This window comes from Muriicola sp. Z0-33 (assembly GCF_026126425.1).
GTDB lineage: Bacteria > Bacteroidota > Bacteroidia > Flavobacteriales > Flavobacteriaceae > JAFMPW01.
The window spans coordinates 94,081-111,778 of sequence record NZ_JAFMPW010000005.1 but is presented as its reverse complement, the minus strand read 5'-3'; the positions used below and the strand labels follow the sequence as shown (position 1 = coordinate 111,778).

The following is a 17,698-nucleotide window of genomic DNA, read 5'->3' as shown; positions in this document are numbered from 1 at the left end:
GGCAAAGATATGACTTTGACTTCGAAAATTAAGCTGGCTCAAGGGTTAAGCTTTTGCTGGCAAATACGACAATTTCGTTATCTTTGTAATCCATAAAAAATAAATTTGTCTATGTATCCCGCAGAATTAGTAAAACCTATGAGAGAAGATCTGGCCGTTGCCGGGTTTGAAGAGTTATATACAGCTGAGGCTGTTGAAAATGCTATCGATCAGGATGGCACCACATTGGTGGTGGTAAATTCGGTTTGTGGCTGTGCTGCTGCCAATGCCAGGCCAGCGGCTAAAATGAGCCTGGAAAACAATAAAAAACCAGATCATCTAATTACCGTTTTTGCCGGTGTCGATACAGAAGCTGTAGATGCCGCTAGAAATTTAATGATCCCATTCCCCCCTTCTTCGCCCAGTATGGCGCTATTCAAGAATGGTGAATTGGTGCATATGATAGAACGCCATCATATAGAAGGAAGGCCAGCAGAAATGATTGCCGAAAATTTAACAGAAGCCTATAACGAATTCTGCTAGATTCTCTTATCATTAAGCCGCATAACTTAGAATAGTTATTTAAAATACATTAAGAAAAGACCTGCCAGGTTTTGAAAACCCGGCAGGTCTGTTTTATTTTAGCAGTATGCAAAAACTATTGGCATATCCTCTTACCATTTTATATTTGTTATTCTTTGGACTAACACTGCTTATATTTCACCCCATCCAAATAATCTGTCACAAAATATTTGGATATGAAGCCCACAAAAGAAGTGTCAGCATTTTAAATCTCTGCCTAATACGTTGTACACATTTTCTAGGTACCAGATACACCTTTACTAATCCACATAAAATCCCGGAAGACAGACCTCTGATAATCATTGCCAACCACCAAAGCATGAACGATATTCCGCCCATTATCTGGTTTATGCGAGATTATCATCCAAAATTTGTTAGCAAGCAGGAACTCGGTAAAGGAATTCCGAGCGTATCCTACAACCTCAGACATGGAGGTTCTGTACTCATAGACAGAAAAGATGGGAAGCAGGCACTTACAGAAATTTCAAAATTAGGAACCTATATTGAAAAGTACAGACGCAGCGCTGTGATATTCCCGGAAGGCACAAGAAGCAGAACAGGTCATCCAAAGAAATTTCAAACTACCGGCCTTAAAGTATTAATGAAGAAAGCACCTTCCGCCCTCCTGGTACCTATCAGCATAAATAACTCCTGGAAAATGCTGCGGTATGGTAAATTCCCTTACGGCATTGGTAATCACCTCACTTTCCATGTGCATCCTCCAATTGAAAATTCATCCAATGCTGAAGAAGTTATTGCGGAAATAGAAAAGCAGATCTCAGAGCAGGTAATTTCATTTAAATGAATAATGCAGAAATAGTAGAAAAGACGATAGCCTTTGTGAAAGAGGTCCTCAAAGATGCAGAAGGCGGGCACGATTGGTTTCACATTGAAAGGGTATTTAATAACACAATGTTAATTGCAAAAGAAGAAGATGTGAATCTTTTGGTAGTAAGTCTGGGGGCTTTATTACACGATATCGCAGACGCCAAATTCCATGGAGGGGATGAAACTATTGGCCCAAAGATGGCCAGAGATTTTTTAAGATCGCTCCACATTAAGCCAGAGATTATAACCCATGTGGAAAATATCATAATACACATTTCTTTTAAAAACACTTTAGGTGAGCGCTCAAAACCCTTTTCTTCCAAAGAACTGGAGGTGGTTCAGGATGCTGATCGGTTAGACGCTATTGGCGCCATAGGCATTGCAAGGGCCTTCAATTATGGGGGCTTTAAGAATAGGATATTATATGATCCCCAGATTGCTCCTAATCTTAATATGAAAAAGGAGGACTACAAAAAGGCTAAAGGGCCAACGATAAATCACTTCTACGAAAAACTGCTGTTGCTTAAAGACAAAATGAATACTGCACAGGGGAAGAAACTGGCAGAGGAACGGCATCAATTTATGATAGAATTTCTGGAACACTTCTACGCAGAGTGGAATGGAATTGCTTAAATTTTTATCCCTTTTATCATAAATGAACCAATTTGAACCCAAATTTTCATCTCTATTTTATATCTTCAAGGCTTATTTAAACCTCAACAATAATGCAAAGAAGAAAATTTATTAAGAACACAGCGGCTTCTACTGCCGCCTTTTCAATTGTACCAAGTTTTGTTATGGGGAAGACCCACATTCCTCCCAGCGATACATTATATGTTGGTGCTTTTGGTGTTGGGGGTCGCGGCCAGGGAGTAATGCGAGGGCTGGATCAAACTAAGAAAGTAAAATATGTTGCGCTATGTGATGTTGATGACAGACGAGCCGCAAACACATTTAAGAGGCATCCTAAAGTGCCTAAATACAAAGACTTCAGAAAAGTATACGACAATCATCTCAGTGAAATGGACGCCATAATGGTGGCAACACCAGACCATATGCACGCAACTATTGCGCTGCCTTTTATGAAGGCTAAAAAACACGCATATGTGGAGAAACCGCTTACTCATAATATCAATGAGGCACGTTTGATGACCAATATTGCCAGAGAAAATGGAATAGTCACTCAAATGGGAAATCAAGGGGCTTCGAGCGACGGCAGCAGGGAAGCCAAAGAGTGGATCCAGTCTGGAGTTATAGGTAAAGTATATAAGGTAGATTGTTGGACCAATAGACCAGTTTGGCCACAGGGAGTTCCTATGCCTACCGAAAAACACAATATTCCGGATGGTTTGGACTGGGATCTCTGGCTGGGAACAGCAGCAATGCGCGACTATAACGATGCCTATCTTCCTTTTAAATGGAGAGGTTTCTGGGATTTTGGCACTGGAGCTCTGGGCGATATGGGATGCCATATTATGGAAACCCCTTTTGGTGTTCTGGATTTAGGATATCCTACAGAGGCCGAAGCCAGTTGCACTACTAACTGGGTGGGAGATTTTGTAGAAGCAGATTACAGTCATTCTTGCCCTTCTTCTTCAATTGTCCGACTCAAATTCAATACCAAAGAGCATGGCGATATTGCTTTAAACTGGTATGACGGTGGACTATTACCAGACTTGCCGGACGAATTACAAGACGGTGAAACCATTGGAGATGGTGGGGGTGGAAGTATTTTTTACGGAAGCCGGGGCATCCTGATCTGCGACACTTATTCAAGAAATGCCAGATTACTTCCTTCGAAAACCATGAAGCTTTTAAATGCGCCGGCGCCCTACCTGAAAAGAATTGAAGGCGACATCGGCGGGCATCAAAGCAATTGGGTAGAAGGCTGTTTAAACGGTACTGAAACCTCATCAGATTTTAAGCGTTCGGGCCCTTTAACCGAAGCCGTGCTTATGGGGAATCTTGCTATAAAATCTTTTCAATTTAAGGTGAAGAATGCTAATGGCCGCGGGTTTACCTACCCTGGAAGGCGTAAAATTCTCTGGGATGGAGAAAACATGAGGGTTACCAACTACGAGAAAGCCAATGAGTGGGTCAAAGGCACGTATAGAAAAGGTTGGGAATTGAGCTAAGAACTTCCAATCCACATTCAAAACAATTTCATTTGGCCATCCTTGTAGGTAGCATACATTTCGTGATTTAGTTTTGGGAACTTTTTGTGTTTGAAATAGGTTTGTTTAGCGATTCTGGCCATACCGTGAATGTGTTGGGCAATTTCACCCTCGCCTTTACCCCTAATTCCAAATCTGCTGTCGTTTAAGGTACCGCCATGACATTCCCTGATCTGATGCAGTACTTTGTCTGCTTTGGAAGGCAGCGCCTTTTTAATCCAATCTGTGAATATATGGCCAATAGATCCATTTAACCGGACTATCATAAGTGCAAAAGAGAGTGCTCCGGCTTTTGAAACTGCTTTCGCCAAATTTAAGATTTCATGACTGTTTATACCTGGTATAATAGGAGCGAACATGGCATTAACCGGAATATTGTTTTCGGATAAAACCCGTATGGTTTCAAGTCTTTTTTTAATGGTTGTGGTTCTTGGTTCCAGAATGCGCCTGGTACTTTCCGAAAGTGTGGTTACCGAAATATTTACCCCTATTAGCCTGTCTTTTGCCAATTCTTTCAATAGGTCCAAGTCTCTTAATATCAACGCATTTTTGGTTATTATGCCCACCGGATGACGGTACTTTAAAAAGACCTCGAGACATGCACGTGTTATTTTAAATTGTTTTTCGGCAGGCTGATAGCAGTCCGTATTCCCCGATAGGACTATTGTACAGGCTTTCCAACTTCTTGATTTTAATTTTGATTCCAGCAAAGCTGGGGCATCCTTTTTTATAAGCACTGTGCTTTCAAAATCTATTCCCGCACTATACCCCCAATACTCGTGTGTATTTCTTGCATAGCAATAAATACATCCGTGTTCACATCCCTGATAAGGATTCATAGAGTATTGCATCCCAACATCCGGACTATCCACTTTATTAACTACAGACTTCGGAAAAACCGGAATATAACGAGTTTTATTAGACGCCACTTCCTCCCCATCTTTTATGCAAAACTCCAGGAAATCATCCCTGGTTTCATGACGGAATTCAAGAAATTTGTTGGACGTGTTTTTTTGTGCTCCTCTTCCTTTTCGGTATTGATTGTAGTTCATGTATGGATATATTCCATATTTATGGAATTATACCAAATATAAATATATTTCTCGTTTAAATAACCGTACTAATCGGAAAAGAAGTGAATACAAATAATATCTTGAAATTATGGCCCTTCCAGAGAAGATGATCTTTCAACTATTTTAAAGCGACATTGACCAGCTGTTTTTTAGTTCCTCTTTTAGCATAGAACAGCATTTCATCTTCCTTGGAATTCACCAAGGGTTTTGAAACCATAAGAGGTAAGCGGGCTTCCTGATCGTCGATGATCTTTTCATAACTTATTTTTCCGGATTCGTCTAGCTGAATAACAAAGACATTTCTGTTTCTGCTAAGTCCTTGTTTAAATATAAGTCGTTCGTTATTAAGTAACTGGGGATTCTCGGATGAGGTGCTTATAAAGAAATATGTTTTGCCATTTTTAGTATATGAACTATAGGAAGCATATGAGCCATCACCCTGGGTAACCTCCGCCTTGTTTATATTTCTGGCCCAGATCATATTCCCTGAGGCATCTATTTTTGCGCTTACTATATCATTATGGTGAAAACGTTCTACCCTAAGCCGGCCACCGCTGGAATTTGCCTGAACACTATTGGTGACAAAATATTCCTCGGCATTAAAAAGTACAGACCCATCAGATGTAAAGCTCACATCCTTGAATACAAGATTCTTTACCCGCTCTGCATTATCTTTCCCAAATTTATCGAACATAAACTGATCCGAAAATGGGTTGTATTTCTGAGTTCTGATATTAAGGTTGCCAGGGTCTACTTCAAAATACCCCAGGCCATTATACCTATTGTCTTTTCGGTCTGCATAAAAACCTACGCAAATTAGTTTCCCGTCTCTGAATACTGGTTTCAGACCTTCGGAGTATTTCCCTTCTTTATCAAAAGTTTGCGTCTTTGCACCAGCACTATTCACCTTAATTAGCTCGTATTGAAATTTCCTTTCCAGTGCGGTAAAACGCTTTTTCTTAAAATAGGCCTTGCCTATTATGTAAGCATTCTTAAGGTCTTTTGAAAATGCTATATTCTCAAAAGCGTAATTCTTATCTTCTACCTCCGCAGAAAAATCATGTTCCACTAATTTCTGCAATGAGGCATTGAAAACATGGATGCGGTGCTGGTTTATCTTTCCTTTTTTAAAATGTGTACTTATAATGAAAGCTGATTTATCATCATCAAAAAGGGCAGTTGTAGTAAAGCCCGAATTAAAATTACGATTGTAGTAATTTCTTTCCAGGGGGTTTCGTACCGGTTTTGATTTTACCGAAATAAGCTTTTCCTGGGTAAAATTAAAATCTGTAATCGGACTGCGATGTACCATATAATCATACGTCTCATTTATGTAATCATAGTCCAGGAAAAGCAAATACAATTGCCCATTCCTAACATATCCTTCTACAAATTCGGGTCCTTTTAATTTGTAGTTGTACTCATTTATCAGTTGAAGTTCCTTGTTATAATGTTCAATGAAATACCCTTTGGGTTTCAGGATCATACCGGTGAAATAGGACCGCACCAATATATATCCTCCGGTGCCATCATCTGAAATGGTGGAAAGGTTTGAATATTTATACCTATCGTTATATTTGTCGCCAAAGCTATAGTCTACGGGCATTTCCTGTCCAAAAGAAATATAGCCAACAAGGGCTGCTAAAAGAACAATGCAACTTCTTCTCATAGTACAAAAACGTAATTATATCATAATTTATGTTCCCGGAAAGTCTGCTTTTCTCTTCTCTAAGAAAGCCGATGTGCCCTCCTTAAAGTCGGCCGTACCAAAACAATCGCCAAAAGCTTCTATTTCGGTTTTATAACCTTTTGCATTACTCTTAAAACCCGCATTTACGGCTTTTATTGCATAAGAAATTGCTACGGATGAATTATTCGATATTTTAGCTGCAAGTTTTTCACTTAGCGGAAGAAGCTCCTCCCCTGCTACCACATAATTCACAAGACCATAATTAAGTGCTTTTTGGGCGTCGATCATCCCTGCGGTCATAATCAATTCCATCGCCCTGCCTTTACCTACGAGTTGGGGAAGTCTTTGGGTTCCTCCATAACCCGGGATAACACCCAATGAAACTTCTGGAAGGCCCATTCTGGCATTATCACTGGCTACCCGAAAATGGCATGCCATTGCAAGTTCTAAACCTCCTCCAAGAGCAAAGCCATTAACCGCGGCAATCACCGGAGTAGATAAATTCTCTACAAAGTCGAAAAGTATCTCCTGGCCTTTGGCCGCAAGTTTTGCCCCTTCTTTAACCGAGAAGTTTGCAAACTCCGATATGTCGGCTCCTGCAACGAAAGCCTTCTCACCACTACCGGTTAGTACAATGGCTTTAATAGCGCTTTCATCTTCCAGCGCCTTAAATGCCTTATGCAATTCTGAAATAGTCGCCTTGTTAAGTGCATTTAATTTATCCGGACGATTTATGGTCACCACTGCCAATGAATCTTTCTTATCTATTAAAATATTCTTATATCTCATTATTAAGTGCTGTTAAAGTTTAACTATTTGGGTAATCTGACTGTAAATACGGTTCCTTTTCCAGGTTGTGATGTAAACTCAATACTTCCCTTGTAGGTCTCTACAATGTTTTTTACCATTCCAAGACCAAGGCCCATTCCGCTGGATTTGGTCGTGAATTTGGGTTCAAAAACCTTGTCTTTAAACTCATCGGAAATCCCAATTCCATTATCCGCGACAGCAATTTTAACAACTTCACCTTCTGAGACTACAGAAACTAGAATACGAGGTGATTCCACATCAGGAACTGCCTGAATAGCATTCTTAACCAGGTTGGTAACCACCCTGATAAGTTGCGTCCTATCCAATTTTGCAATAATCTCCTCCTCGTCCGCAATAAAATGAATATAATTCTCATTGAAGATATCCAGGGCCAGCTTAACGATCTTTACCACATCAAGGGTTTCATTCTGTTGTGCCGGCATTTCTGCAAAGTTTGAAAAAGCAGAGGCAATGCTGCTCATAGTATCAATCTGTTGTATAAGCGTTTTTGAATATTCGGCTACCTTGGTTCTTATATTTGGATCATCAGGATCAAACTTTCGCTCAAAACTCTGAACGCTTAAACGCATCGGTGTCAGGGGATTTTTAATTTCATGAGCCACTTGTTTTGCCATTTCTCGCCAGGCCTGTTCTCGTTCACTCCTGGCTAGTTTGGCCAGACTCTGTTCCAGTTCATCAATCATCCCATTGTATGAATCAACCAATTTGGCGATCTCCTCACTCGGATCTTCTATAATAATCTTTTCATTTCGCTTAGTCAGATTGGTTTCAGTCAGTTTATCAGATATGGTCTGCAGCGACCTGGTTATATATTTGGAAACGAAAAAGGCCAGGGCAATTGCAATAAGTAACATCAGCAAATACACTCCACTTAATCGCCAGAGAAACTCCCTTAATTCCTTATCATTAAAAGTATTGTCCTCAAAGTAGGGAAAATTTAATATACCAATTGGTTTATATTTTCTGTCTGTGATATAAGTATATGAAGCCTGGTAATTATCCCCCGCCGCCGCATTCTTTTCAACATAGCGTTTTGTTACACTTTCGTTAAGCTGATTTAGAATAACAGGGTCTAAACATATAGTAATAGAATCGTTATTGAACTGAGGCCGGGAACTCTTTATCAGTTGCCCTTCTAAATCATAAATATTAAAATTTACATTTTGAACATCGGCTATCTGATAAATAGCATCTTTAAAAATAAGTCCAAGGTATGCCGTAGTTGGCGGATAGGTAGTTTCTTTTAAGGCGTATTCTATACTTTGCTTTATCTGTGCTTCTTTCCTTTCTAACTTGTTCTGATGATAATCTTTGTTCTGCTCTCTATATTGATAAATAGTAACTCCTGCAATCAACACAGAGGCAATTACCACCAATAAGATCATGGTGATGAATATTCTGGATCTGAGCGACATTTTTTTAAACAAAGGGAAGTAATTTGAGTTTAAAGATAGCAATTATCGGTCCAAAGTAATATACTTAACGGCCTGAGTAACCATTTGTGACACTTGCCTGAGCATTCAGCTTTCGGCAGTTTATTCGTCTTTTTCACGAATTCTTCTATATAACCTAATTCCCAACATCAGAAGAATTCCCAAGACCAAAATCCCTATCAGGCCATAGACCCAATTAAATGCATTTTTCAAAATGGCCAGAAAAACAACTGCAAAAAGTATCAGCGTTGCCCCCTCATTCCAAATGCGCATATATCTGGAAGTGTGCCTGATATCATTTCGTTGCAATTGAAGAAAATATTGATGGGTTTTTAAATGATAAATTATCAGAAGCACAACAAACCCAAGTTTAATATGCATCCATGGTTGCTGCAGCCAACCTGGGAGTAGCACTAGCAACCAAATAGCAAACAAAGTACATAATACAGCAGATGGCCATCCAATAATATACCATAGTCGCTTAGACATTATTTTAAGCTGATCTGTAAGTATCTCCTTCTCCGGAGAGGATTTTTGCGCAGCTTCTATGTGATAAATAAAGAGCCGGGGGATATAAAACAATGCGGCAAACCAGGTAATCACAAAAATGAGGTGGAGAGATTTGATGTAATTATAATAATCCGCCATTCAGTTTAAAATCTTAAGTAGTAAAATCTTTTAATATTATTACTCACCCTGAGAATTCAAAACTAATTAATTAGTTCCAACTCTACCCAAAAAGGAAATTTTCTTTGGCCATCAACGAGATAAAAGGGAATAAGATCGGTATCCAATGCAGGAAGAGATACCCCTTTCATTTCAATTATATCCGTAATTTCATCCTTTAACCTAATTTGATGCACTCCGGCGCCAGTCTCCATTAACATACGCCCCCCTCCTTTTACGGGCTTTATGAACTTAAATCGGATATTATAATCCCCTGCCGTTATTTTCACATGCCATTTACCAAAAACATCTTCCTGATCCCAAATACCCCTGTCTCCACCTGCATCATTTCTATTTAATGTGATGGGATTCTCTTGCGGCTTTCCTATGACAATTTGCGGAGGGTTAATTAAGTTTTTAGATTGCATGAGTTGGCCATACAAGCTATCCAATTCAAATTTTAACTCTCCTGCCAGCTGCTTATGCTCTAAGATCTTGTTGTTTTGTTCGTAAGGGTCCGATGCAATATTGAATAATTCAAAATCCTCGATGGCCGCATCAGAATCTGTATATGCTACAAGTTTATAATCTCCCTTCTGAAGCGCCATCCCATAGTACTTTTCAGGATACTTTCTGGTCCAGTAAAAAAACAAAGGTCTTTCTTCCAGTGATGTTTTGGCTCCATTAATTAGCGGCACCAGACTTCTCCCGTCAATTATTCTGTCTTCCGGTGGTTTCAGATTGCAAATTTCGGCAATAGTGGGTAAAACATCAAGATGTGCCGCAGGGGCATTCAATGTGCTGTTTCCTTTAAATTTTTGCGGATACCTCATATAAAAAGGTACCCGGACCCCACCCCTGTATACAGTGCCTTTCCTTCCTTTCATCCCTGCTACATACCTCACTTGCTGAGGGCCATTATCTGTCATAAAAATGACCAGGGTGTCTTCAACAAGTTTCAAATCCTCTAATTTTTGTAAAAGCTTGCCAATATTATGGTCAACATTACTAACCATGGCATATACCCTGCGAGCATCCTCCTTGTTTTTTTCACTCATTGGGGAAAATGGCCTGTTATCCGTTTCGAAACCAGCTGCCGGATCAATATTCTTATACATATCATAATATTGCTCCGGAACTTGTAAAGGGGTATGTGGTGCGTTAAAGGAAAGGTAGCAAAAGAATGGGGCCTTCTTGTTCTGTTCAATAAAGTTGATCGCCTGCTCCGCAAAAATATCACTACAGTATCCGTTGTAGGACTGTTGTACACCGTTATGCCAAAGCACCGGATCAAAGTAGCTTCTATCTCCTTTAAACCAGGTAGTAAAATCTCCTACCTGTCCCATACCTCCGGATAAATGTATCACAGATTCATCAAACCCCTGATCCTTCGGTCTGGAAGGGTAATTATCTCCAAGATGCCATTTGCCAAAAATACCGGTTTTATAATTCGCCCCTTTTAATAGTTCGGCTATGGTAATCTCGGTGGCAGACATTATAGCTCCGCCATTATAGGTGTCTCGCACCCCTGTTCTTAAAGAATATCTGCCGGTCATCAGGCTAGCCCTTGTTGGAGCACATACAGGGGAGACATAGAAATTATTGAATCTTACACTCTCTTGTGCAAATTTGTCTAATACAGGGGTTTTAATATGCGGGTTCCCATTGATACCCAGATCTCCAAAACCCTGATCATCTGTTATAATAAGAACAACATTTGGTGTTCTTTTCAACTGACTACTTGCCATTAACGGAAGTGCCATTGCTATTATCAGTAAAAAAGATTTCATATTTAAAGCCTTAATTTATCATTTCTTTACAGCTAGAGTATCTAGTTTTTTAGTCTAATCGCTCCCACTCCTTGTTCCCATAACTGCCTGTTCATCTCAGGAATACTCTTGTTTATAAAAGTGTCCGCTCTTGCTTTCAGCTGAATCCATTGCTGGTCTAATTCCTGCTTCCTTTCTTTTGATGAACTGGTGACCCTTGGAATGCTGCTGTTTGCATGATTAAGCATAAAGAGATATTCAGCAGTAAACTTGTTCGGGAAATTTTCAACATCATCATAGGCTTGCGATTTCCTTTGGATCATTTCTTTGTCCCAACTGTCAAGAGCTGCAACTAATTTCTCGCCATCGGTTTTAAGGGCGTCAGAGGGCAAAATCTTAATAATTTCCTTTAGCTGTTTTTGGGCGTCATAGAGATTATTCAAAGTATTGTGCATTAGAGTCAGGCTCTGCTCCGCACTATTCATAAAACTGTGGTATTCCTGATAGTCCTGATCGGAAATGGAAATCCCCGGCATAGGAACAATTTGCCCTTCCACGCTGCTTGATTGCCCTCCGGCATTTAACTTAAGGGTATAAGCTCCGGGTGGTACTACATGTCCTCTAAAATTTGCCTCTATATATACGTCAGGTACCCCTGGCATTATTCCTGTTTTCATATCCCAGACGAATCTGTTCAATCCCTGGTGCTTAGACAATACAGGTGCCATTGGCGGCCCTCCTCCATTGTGTTTTTTGTAGTTTTTGTCTTTTTCAGAACTGAAAGTCCTCACCAATTCCCCGGAGCTACTCCGAATCTCTAAAGTGATTTCAGTAGTATCCAGTTTTTTTGGAAGTTGATAATATATAACCATCCCATTGGCCGGGTTTACACCGTTATACGGATTTGTTCCCTTAAACTTTTTAGAATTCCCGCTTAAAGGACTGCCCCAGGACCCATTATAGGCTCCCTCTGGTTTAAAAATCCTGATTTCACTGTTCCCTGGGCTATATTGATTTAAAATTCCTAAATCGTCCAAGATCCAAAAAGACCGTCCGGAGGTAGCTACAATCAGATCCCCCTTGTGCACCATTAGATCCGTTATCGGAGTGACCGGCAAATTCAATTGCAGGGATTCCCAGGACTTACCTCCATTCCATGACACAAAAATTCCCAGTTCAGTCCCGGCATACAAGAGATCCTTCCTATTGGCATCTTCTCTTACAACTCTGGTAAATGCGCCATAGGGAATGCCGGTGCTAATACTTGTCCAGCTTACACCATAATCTGTAGTCTTGTATAACGCAGGTGTATAATCATTAAACTTATACCTTGTAGTAGCAATATAGGCTGTGGCCGGATCGTGAGGGGAGACCTCAATGGCATTTACAAGACATTCCTTAAGTCCCTTGGGAGTAACATTCTTCCAGCTGTTTCCGCCATCTCTTGTAAGATGTACCAGGCCGTCATCACTTCCTGTCCAAAGTACTCCTTTTTCATGTGGAGATTCTATAATATGAGCAATGGTACCATAATTTTCAGCCCCTACGGCCTCGTTGGTATATGGACCTCCTCCTTTACCTTGCTTTTCATCTATATTACGCGTCAGGTCTGGTGAGATTTCTTCCCAGTTGATTCCACCATCCCGGGTTCTAAGTACAAGTTGAGCGCAGTGATAAAAAGTGCCCGGTTCGTGTTTGGACCAAATTATAGGGGCACTCCAATTATAAAGATACTTCATATCTCTGGCCTCCCGGCCCAAATATTGAATAGGAGCAGCCATCACCTTAGTTGAAGATTTAGTATGCATATCCAATAATTCTACCGTCCCCAAATAATTACCTCCCATAACATATCTGGGATCATCAGGGTCAAAACCCAGGAAAGCACTTTCCCCTCCTGCCGCATAGGTCCAGTCTCGTTCCATAATTCCCGATCTCCCAACAGACAAACTGGCGATTTTAACGGAGCTATTATCTTGCTGACCGCCATATATGTTGTACGGAAAAAGATTGTCCGCATTAATTCTATAGAACTGTGCGGTAGGCATTATGTCTTGAGTAGACCAGGTTTTTCCGTAATTAAAACTAATCGCGGCTCCGCCATCATTAGCGATGACCATGTTTTTTGAGTTGGCAGGATTAATCCAGAGGTCGTGGAAATCGCCATGGGTCCCTGTGAGTCTTTCCCAGGTTTTTCCGCCATCTTCTGAACGCAATGCAGGAGCACTCATGACATATACAGTATCTTCATTATTGGGATCCGGAAAAACCTCAATATAATACCAGGCCCGCTGTACCAACCTATTATCGCCACTTACCATTTTCCAACTTTTACCCGCGTCTTCCGATAAGAAGAGCCCACCTTTATCTGCGTTAGAGTCACTTTCTATCAGCGCATATACTTTCTGGGGATTGGCCGCGCTGACAGCGATCGCCATTTTACCCTTCTCTTCTGGCAAACCCTCTTTAAGCTCTGTCCAGGTTTCCCCCGCATCAACAGATTTGTACAGGCCACTTCCGGGGCCACCGCTGATTACAATATTGGGTTTTCTTTGATGATGCCACATAGCGGCGTAAAGCACCTGGGGATTATGAACGTCTATAGATAATTCCGAACAACCTGTGAGATTGTTCACAAAAAGCACTTTCTTCCAGTTTTCTCCCCCATCCGTAGATTTGTATATTCCTCTATCTTCGGTAGGACCATATAAGGCCCCTTGGGCGGCGACATAGACAATGTCTGGGTTAGTAGGATGCACGATAATTCTGGAAATGTGCTGTGTTTTTTCCAGTCCGATTTTTTTCCAGGTTTTCCCGGCATTGGTAGATTTAAATACCCCATCTCCGTAAGAGGTCATAACTCCCCTTGGAGCGTGTTCCCCCATCCCGCAGTAGACTATATTGGGATTTGATGCTGACACCGCTACTGCGCCAACGGAGCCGGTTGTAAAAAATCCGTCCGAAATATTTTCCCAGCGCTGACCGGCATCAGTCGTTTTCCAAAGTCCCCCTCCTGTGGTGCCCATATAATAGGTTAAAGGATCTCCGGGTACCCCCGAAGCGGTTACCGATCTTCCTCCCCGAAACGGGCCAATATTCCTGTACTTCACAGCATCAAAAAACATCTCTGCAGTTTGTGAAAATCCTTGTGTGCCCAGTACAGACAGGAAACAAATTAGTAGTAGTTTTTTGTAAGACATCTTTACTTTAATTTGAATGTTTGAATGTTTGAATGGTCTTTATACAATAGTCTTAATCCAGGATCGCCTTAGGCTGGGACCCCTTCTTATTTTAGATCTTTTTAATCCTCTATAAACAAATAGTTCAGGTCCAAATCATTAAAAGAGGAATTGAATTCTTTTATCTCTTTGGAAATCATAGCATCAAAGATTTTAAGTTGATTCTCAATTTTTCCGGTGAGTTCGTTTTTAACTGCAATATCCTGATCCGTCGGCGGGAAGTCATCAATACCAACCAAACTATTCAGATGACCCAGTTTATTAGTCAGCCGGATAGGGAAGTTTAACGGATCCTGGCGACTTCTGTTTTTCGTTTGATAAAGCGCTTTCTCAACCTCACCAAAATCTTTCTTCATTGCCTTGGCTTTTTCCACCAGTGCTTCGGTAGCTTCATTGTCCTTGTACTGATTTATAAAAGCATCCAGGTTCCTGGTAATTTTGCGAATTTTCTTAATAGACTGGTGCGCCTTGTCTATGGTAGAATTGATATCGGTAATAAAATCGTATTGTTTTTGCATTTCTGCTACCGTTACCTCCGCCCTGGGATCAGGTACAATTTTAAAGGTCTTTTCCATGTTCTCCCCATTTACATTAAGGTGCACCTTGTAATTGCCGGGAACTGCCTTTGGACCATCAAGACTAGCCCACCAAAGAACCATCCCCTCCAGCATTTCAGCTTCCTTGCCTTTGGTGTCCCAAACATGAGTGTTGCCTCCCTTTTTAACCTTCAGTTTCTTGTCTTTATCTTTAGCTTTAGAATTAAAACTGCTAAGTGTATCACCCGAAATTGTTGTATAGGTTAAACTTACACTGTCTTTCTCGGAAAAATCTTTTAAATAGAAATGTGTTACCACTCCGTTAGGGTGATTTGCCCCTGCTGTCTTGGAAGGCTTGCTTGCTGCTGTTCCTTTGGTCCTGTACGCATCTTTTGGTTGAAATAAAATGGCCCTTGCATCTTTTTGTGATTTCTCCAATTGATGCAACACCGTAAGGTCGTCCAATATCCAGACGCTTCTCCCCTGAGTGGCCACCACCAGATTATTGTCTTTAATCGCCAGATCTGTTATAGGAACAATAGGTAAATTCAATTGAAAAGGCTTAAAGTTGGCCCCGTCATCAAAGGAGATATACATGCCGGTTTCCGTTCCTGCATACAGCAGGCCTTTTTGCTTTGGATCCTCGCGTAGTACCCTGGTAAAATGTTCTTTATTTATACCGTTCGTTATTTTTGTCCAGGTCTTCCCGTAATCTGTAGTTTTATAAAGGTAGGGCTGAAAATCTCCCAACTTATATCTGGTAGCCGCTACATAACAAGTGCCTTCGTCAAAAGCAGATGGTTCTATACTATTTACCATACTCCATTCCGGCATATTTGAAGGGGTAATGTTTTCCCAATTTTGGCCACCATCTTTTGAAACATGGATTAATCCGTCATCACTACCTACCCATAGAAGCCCTTCTTTAATAGGGCTCTCATTAGCTGCAAAAATGGTGCAGTAATATTCCACAGAGGTATTATCCTGGGTAATCGGACCTCCGCTGGAAACCAATTTCGTCGGATCATTCCTGGTTAAGTCACCGCTGAGCAATTTCCAGCTTTGCCCTTCATTCTCTGAAAGGTGAACATGATTGGAAAAGGTGTACAACTTTTTGGGATTGTGCCTGCTGAAAATTATAGGGAAATTCCATTGAAATCTATACTTCATTCCCTCGGCGCCATGCCCCATGGGGTTATCTGGCCATACATTAATTCCTCTTGCGGTATTGTTTTTATGGTTTACTCTGGTCAGATACCCATCGTAACTGCCGCCATATACAATATCATTATTGGTTGGATCAACAGCTATATGGGCAGATTCACCACCGGCTGTTGATTCCCAATCATCTTCATCAATACTACTCCCATCAGAACGATGATTTATCCGAAGTGTTGAATTGTCTTGTTGTGCAACATAAATACGATAGGGAAAAGCATTGTCTGTGGTCACCCGATAAAACTGTGCAGTTGGCTGATTGTAATAAGTGCTCCAGGTATCCCCTCCATCATAAGAAATTTGAGCACCCCCATCATCCCCGATTATCATTCGTTTAGAGTTTTCCGGAGCTATCCACAAATCATGATGGTCACCATGAGGAGCATTGAAAGTACTAAAGCTTTTTCCTCCATCGGTAGATTTATGATACCTCACATTTAGGACGTAAACCACATCCTGATCTTCTGTATCTGCATAGACTCTTGTATAATACCAGGCGCGTTGCCTTAACTTTCGCTCGCTGTTTATCTGGGTCCATTTTTTACCTCCATCATCTGATCTGTATAACCCGCCCTTTTCTTTGTGCTCTACAATTGCCCATACTCTCTCAGAATTCTTAGGTGATACCGTGACACCTATTATGCCCAGCGTATCCTTAGGGAAACCTTCATTCCTGGAAATCTCTGTCCAGGACTCTCCGCTGTCTGTACTTTTCCAAAGGGCAGAACCTTCCCCACCGCTACTTAGGCTATACGGTGTTCTTTTTGCCCGCCAGGTAGAGGCATACATTATACGAGGATTATTGGGATCTAATACCAGGTCCACAGCTCCCGCCTGATCATTTACAAAAAGAGTTTTACGCCAATTCTTTCCACCATCTGTACTTTTGTAAATTCCGCGATCCAGGGTAGGTTTATAAATATTACCAAGAACGGCTGCATAAATGATATTATGATCTTTTGGGTGTACACGGATCCTGGGTACGTGCCTACTATTTTTTAAGCCTGCCGAAGTCCAGGTTTTACCTCCATTTTCGGTTTTCCAGATGCCGTATCCCGAAGATACATTGCCCCGAAGTGTTTTCTCTCCCCCGCCAACATATATAACGTTCGGATCGCTCTTTGCCACTTCTACAGCACCTATGCTGCCTCCAAAATAACCGTCAGAAATATTCTCCCAACTGCGCCCACCGTCTGTAGTCTTCCAGACGCCACCTCCTGTTGCACCGAAATAAAAGAGATTAGGTTCTCCCGGCACTCCGGTAACCGCTGCAGATCTTCCTCCCCGAAAGGGCCCTACCAAGCGGTACTCCATACTGGAATACAAAGTCTCCGGAATAGGGTCGGTATAAGTAGATCTGCGTTTTTGGGCTTCTGTTGAAGGAGTTTGCAAGAAGAGCAACAGCAATAGTGCAACTGCTTTTGGGTATAAAGTTTTCATTTTTTATGCGTTGGAATTAGTCGAGCCTAAATGTAACAAAAAAACACAGCAAAGTTCACTAATAGGTACTATTCATTCAACCAAATACCATATATCTATTTAAACAATAGTTCTCTATACAGCGTCTATTTAAAACATCTTTTGCGCCAAATGTTGTGATACGAAAATAAAGCAGGCTGAACTTAACTAATGCTTATCTTTATGCGACAAGTTAGCTAAGCAATTCTACTGAAATTTTAA

At 41.0% G+C, this 17,698-nt stretch carries 12 protein-coding genes; 4 read left to right on the top strand and 8 right to left on the bottom strand.

The window, feature by feature from the left end; genetic code table 11:
• Nucleotides 1–111: 111 nt before the first annotated feature.
• The 4 genes from J1G40_RS09075 (at nucleotide 112) to J1G40_RS09060 (ending at nucleotide 3,524) form a co-directional block, all read left to right on the top strand.
• On the top strand, nucleotides 112–522 hold the full coding sequence (locus J1G40_RS09075; protein ID WP_265242310.1) for a BrxA/BrxB family bacilliredoxin: 411 nt from the start codon (nucleotides 112–114) through the stop codon (nucleotides 520–522).
• 106 nt (nucleotides 523–628) lie between these two features.
• Nucleotides 629–1,366: a lysophospholipid acyltransferase family protein gene (locus tag J1G40_RS09070; protein WP_265242309.1), complete on the top strand. Its 738-nt coding sequence runs from the start codon at nucleotides 629–631 to the stop codon at nucleotides 1,364–1,366.
• Nucleotides 1,363–2,022 (top strand): HD domain-containing protein, encoded by a 660-nt coding sequence (locus tag J1G40_RS09065; protein WP_265242308.1) that lies wholly within the window; start codon nucleotides 1,363–1,365, stop codon nucleotides 2,020–2,022. The genes J1G40_RS09070 and J1G40_RS09065 overlap by 4 nt, the downstream gene beginning before the upstream one ends.
• Before the next feature lie 92 nt (nucleotides 2,023–2,114).
• Nucleotides 2,115–3,524: a Gfo/Idh/MocA family protein gene (locus J1G40_RS09060; RefSeq protein ID WP_265242307.1), complete on the top strand. Its 1,410-nt coding sequence runs from the start codon at nucleotides 2,115–2,117 to the stop codon at nucleotides 3,522–3,524.
• A 17-nt stretch (nucleotides 3,525–3,541) separates the two neighbouring features.
• Here the strand turns inward: J1G40_RS09060 and J1G40_RS09055 are convergent, their stop codons facing one another.
• The 8 genes from J1G40_RS09055 to J1G40_RS09020 all read right to left on the bottom strand — a co-directional run bounded on the left by J1G40_RS09055 (nucleotide 3,542) and on the right by J1G40_RS09020 (nucleotide 17,458).
• Nucleotides 3,542–4,615, bottom strand: a complete 1,074-nt coding sequence (locus J1G40_RS09055; RefSeq protein ID WP_265242306.1) for a PA0069 family radical SAM protein — start codon at nucleotides 4,613–4,615, stop codon at nucleotides 3,542–3,544.
• 139 nt (nucleotides 4,616–4,754) lie between these two features.
• The gene (locus J1G40_RS09050; RefSeq protein WP_265242305.1) at nucleotides 4,755–6,305 is read right to left on the bottom strand and encodes a hypothetical protein; all 1,551 of its coding nucleotides are present in this window, start codon (nucleotides 6,303–6,305) and stop codon (nucleotides 4,755–4,757) included.
• A gap of 27 nt (nucleotides 6,306–6,332) precedes the next feature.
• On the bottom strand, nucleotides 6,333–7,115 hold the full coding sequence (locus J1G40_RS09045; protein ID WP_265242304.1) for an enoyl-CoA hydratase/isomerase family protein: 783 nt from the start codon (nucleotides 7,113–7,115) through the stop codon (nucleotides 6,333–6,335).
• Nucleotides 7,116–7,138: 23 nt separating this feature from the next.
• Nucleotides 7,139–8,542 carry an ATP-binding protein gene (locus tag J1G40_RS09040; RefSeq protein WP_265242414.1) on the bottom strand — a complete coding sequence of 468 codons (1,404 nt, stop codon included), beginning with the start codon at nucleotides 8,540–8,542 and terminating at the stop codon, nucleotides 7,139–7,141.
• Between the two features lie 150 nt (nucleotides 8,543–8,692).
• Complete coding sequence (locus J1G40_RS09035) at nucleotides 8,693–9,238, bottom strand: CopD family protein (protein WP_265242303.1); 546 nt, start codon at nucleotides 9,236–9,238, stop codon at nucleotides 8,693–8,695.
• A 62-nt stretch (nucleotides 9,239–9,300) separates the two neighbouring features.
• Complete coding sequence (locus J1G40_RS09030) at nucleotides 9,301–11,046, bottom strand: arylsulfatase (protein ID WP_265242302.1); 1,746 nt, start codon at nucleotides 11,044–11,046, stop codon at nucleotides 9,301–9,303.
• A 41-nt stretch (nucleotides 11,047–11,087) separates the two neighbouring features.
• A complete protein-coding gene (locus J1G40_RS09025; protein WP_265242301.1) occupies nucleotides 11,088–14,225 on the bottom strand; it encodes a VPS10 domain-containing protein in 3,138 nt (1,045 codons plus the stop codon).
• Nucleotides 14,226–14,326: 101 nt separating this feature from the next.
• A complete protein-coding gene (locus tag J1G40_RS09020) occupies nucleotides 14,327–17,458 on the bottom strand; it encodes a WD40/YVTN/BNR-like repeat-containing protein (RefSeq protein WP_265242300.1) in 3,132 nt (1,043 codons plus the stop codon).
• Between the last annotated feature and the right edge of the window lie 240 nt (nucleotides 17,459–17,698).

Excerpts from the sequence above, each read along its gene's own strand:
- J1G40_RS09075 (WP_265242310.1), top strand. The coding sequence starts at position 112 with ATGTATCCCGCAGAATTAGTAAAACCTATGAGAGAAGATCTGGCCGTT.
- J1G40_RS09070 (WP_265242309.1), top strand. The coding sequence starts at position 629 with ATGCAAAAACTATTGGCATATCCTCTTACCATTTTATATTTGTTATTC.
- J1G40_RS09065 (WP_265242308.1), top strand. The coding sequence starts at position 1,363 with ATGAATAATGCAGAAATAGTAGAAAAGACGATAGCCTTTGTGAAAGAG.
- J1G40_RS09060 (WP_265242307.1), top strand. The coding sequence starts at position 2,115 with ATGCAAAGAAGAAAATTTATTAAGAACACAGCGGCTTCTACTGCCGCC.
- J1G40_RS09055 (WP_265242306.1), bottom strand. The coding sequence starts at position 4,615 with ATGAACTACAATCAATACCGAAAAGGAAGAGGAGCACAAAAAAACACG.
- J1G40_RS09050 (WP_265242305.1), bottom strand. The coding sequence starts at position 6,305 with ATGAGAAGAAGTTGCATTGTTCTTTTAGCAGCCCTTGTTGGCTATATT.
- J1G40_RS09045 (WP_265242304.1), bottom strand. The coding sequence starts at position 7,115 with ATGAGATATAAGAATATTTTAATAGATAAGAAAGATTCATTGGCAGTG.
- J1G40_RS09040 (WP_265242414.1), bottom strand. The coding sequence starts at position 8,542 with ATGATCTTATTGGTGGTAATTGCCTCTGTGTTGATTGCAGGAGTTACT.
- J1G40_RS09035 (WP_265242303.1), bottom strand. The coding sequence starts at position 9,238 with ATGGCGGATTATTATAATTACATCAAATCTCTCCACCTCATTTTTGTG.
- J1G40_RS09030 (WP_265242302.1), bottom strand. The coding sequence starts at position 11,046 with ATGAAATCTTTTTTACTGATAATAGCAATGGCACTTCCGTTAATGGCA.
- J1G40_RS09025 (WP_265242301.1), bottom strand. The coding sequence starts at position 14,225 with ATGTCTTACAAAAAACTACTACTAATTTGTTTCCTGTCTGTACTGGGC.
- J1G40_RS09020 (WP_265242300.1), bottom strand. The coding sequence starts at position 17,458 with ATGAAAACTTTATACCCAAAAGCAGTTGCACTATTGCTGTTGCTCTTC.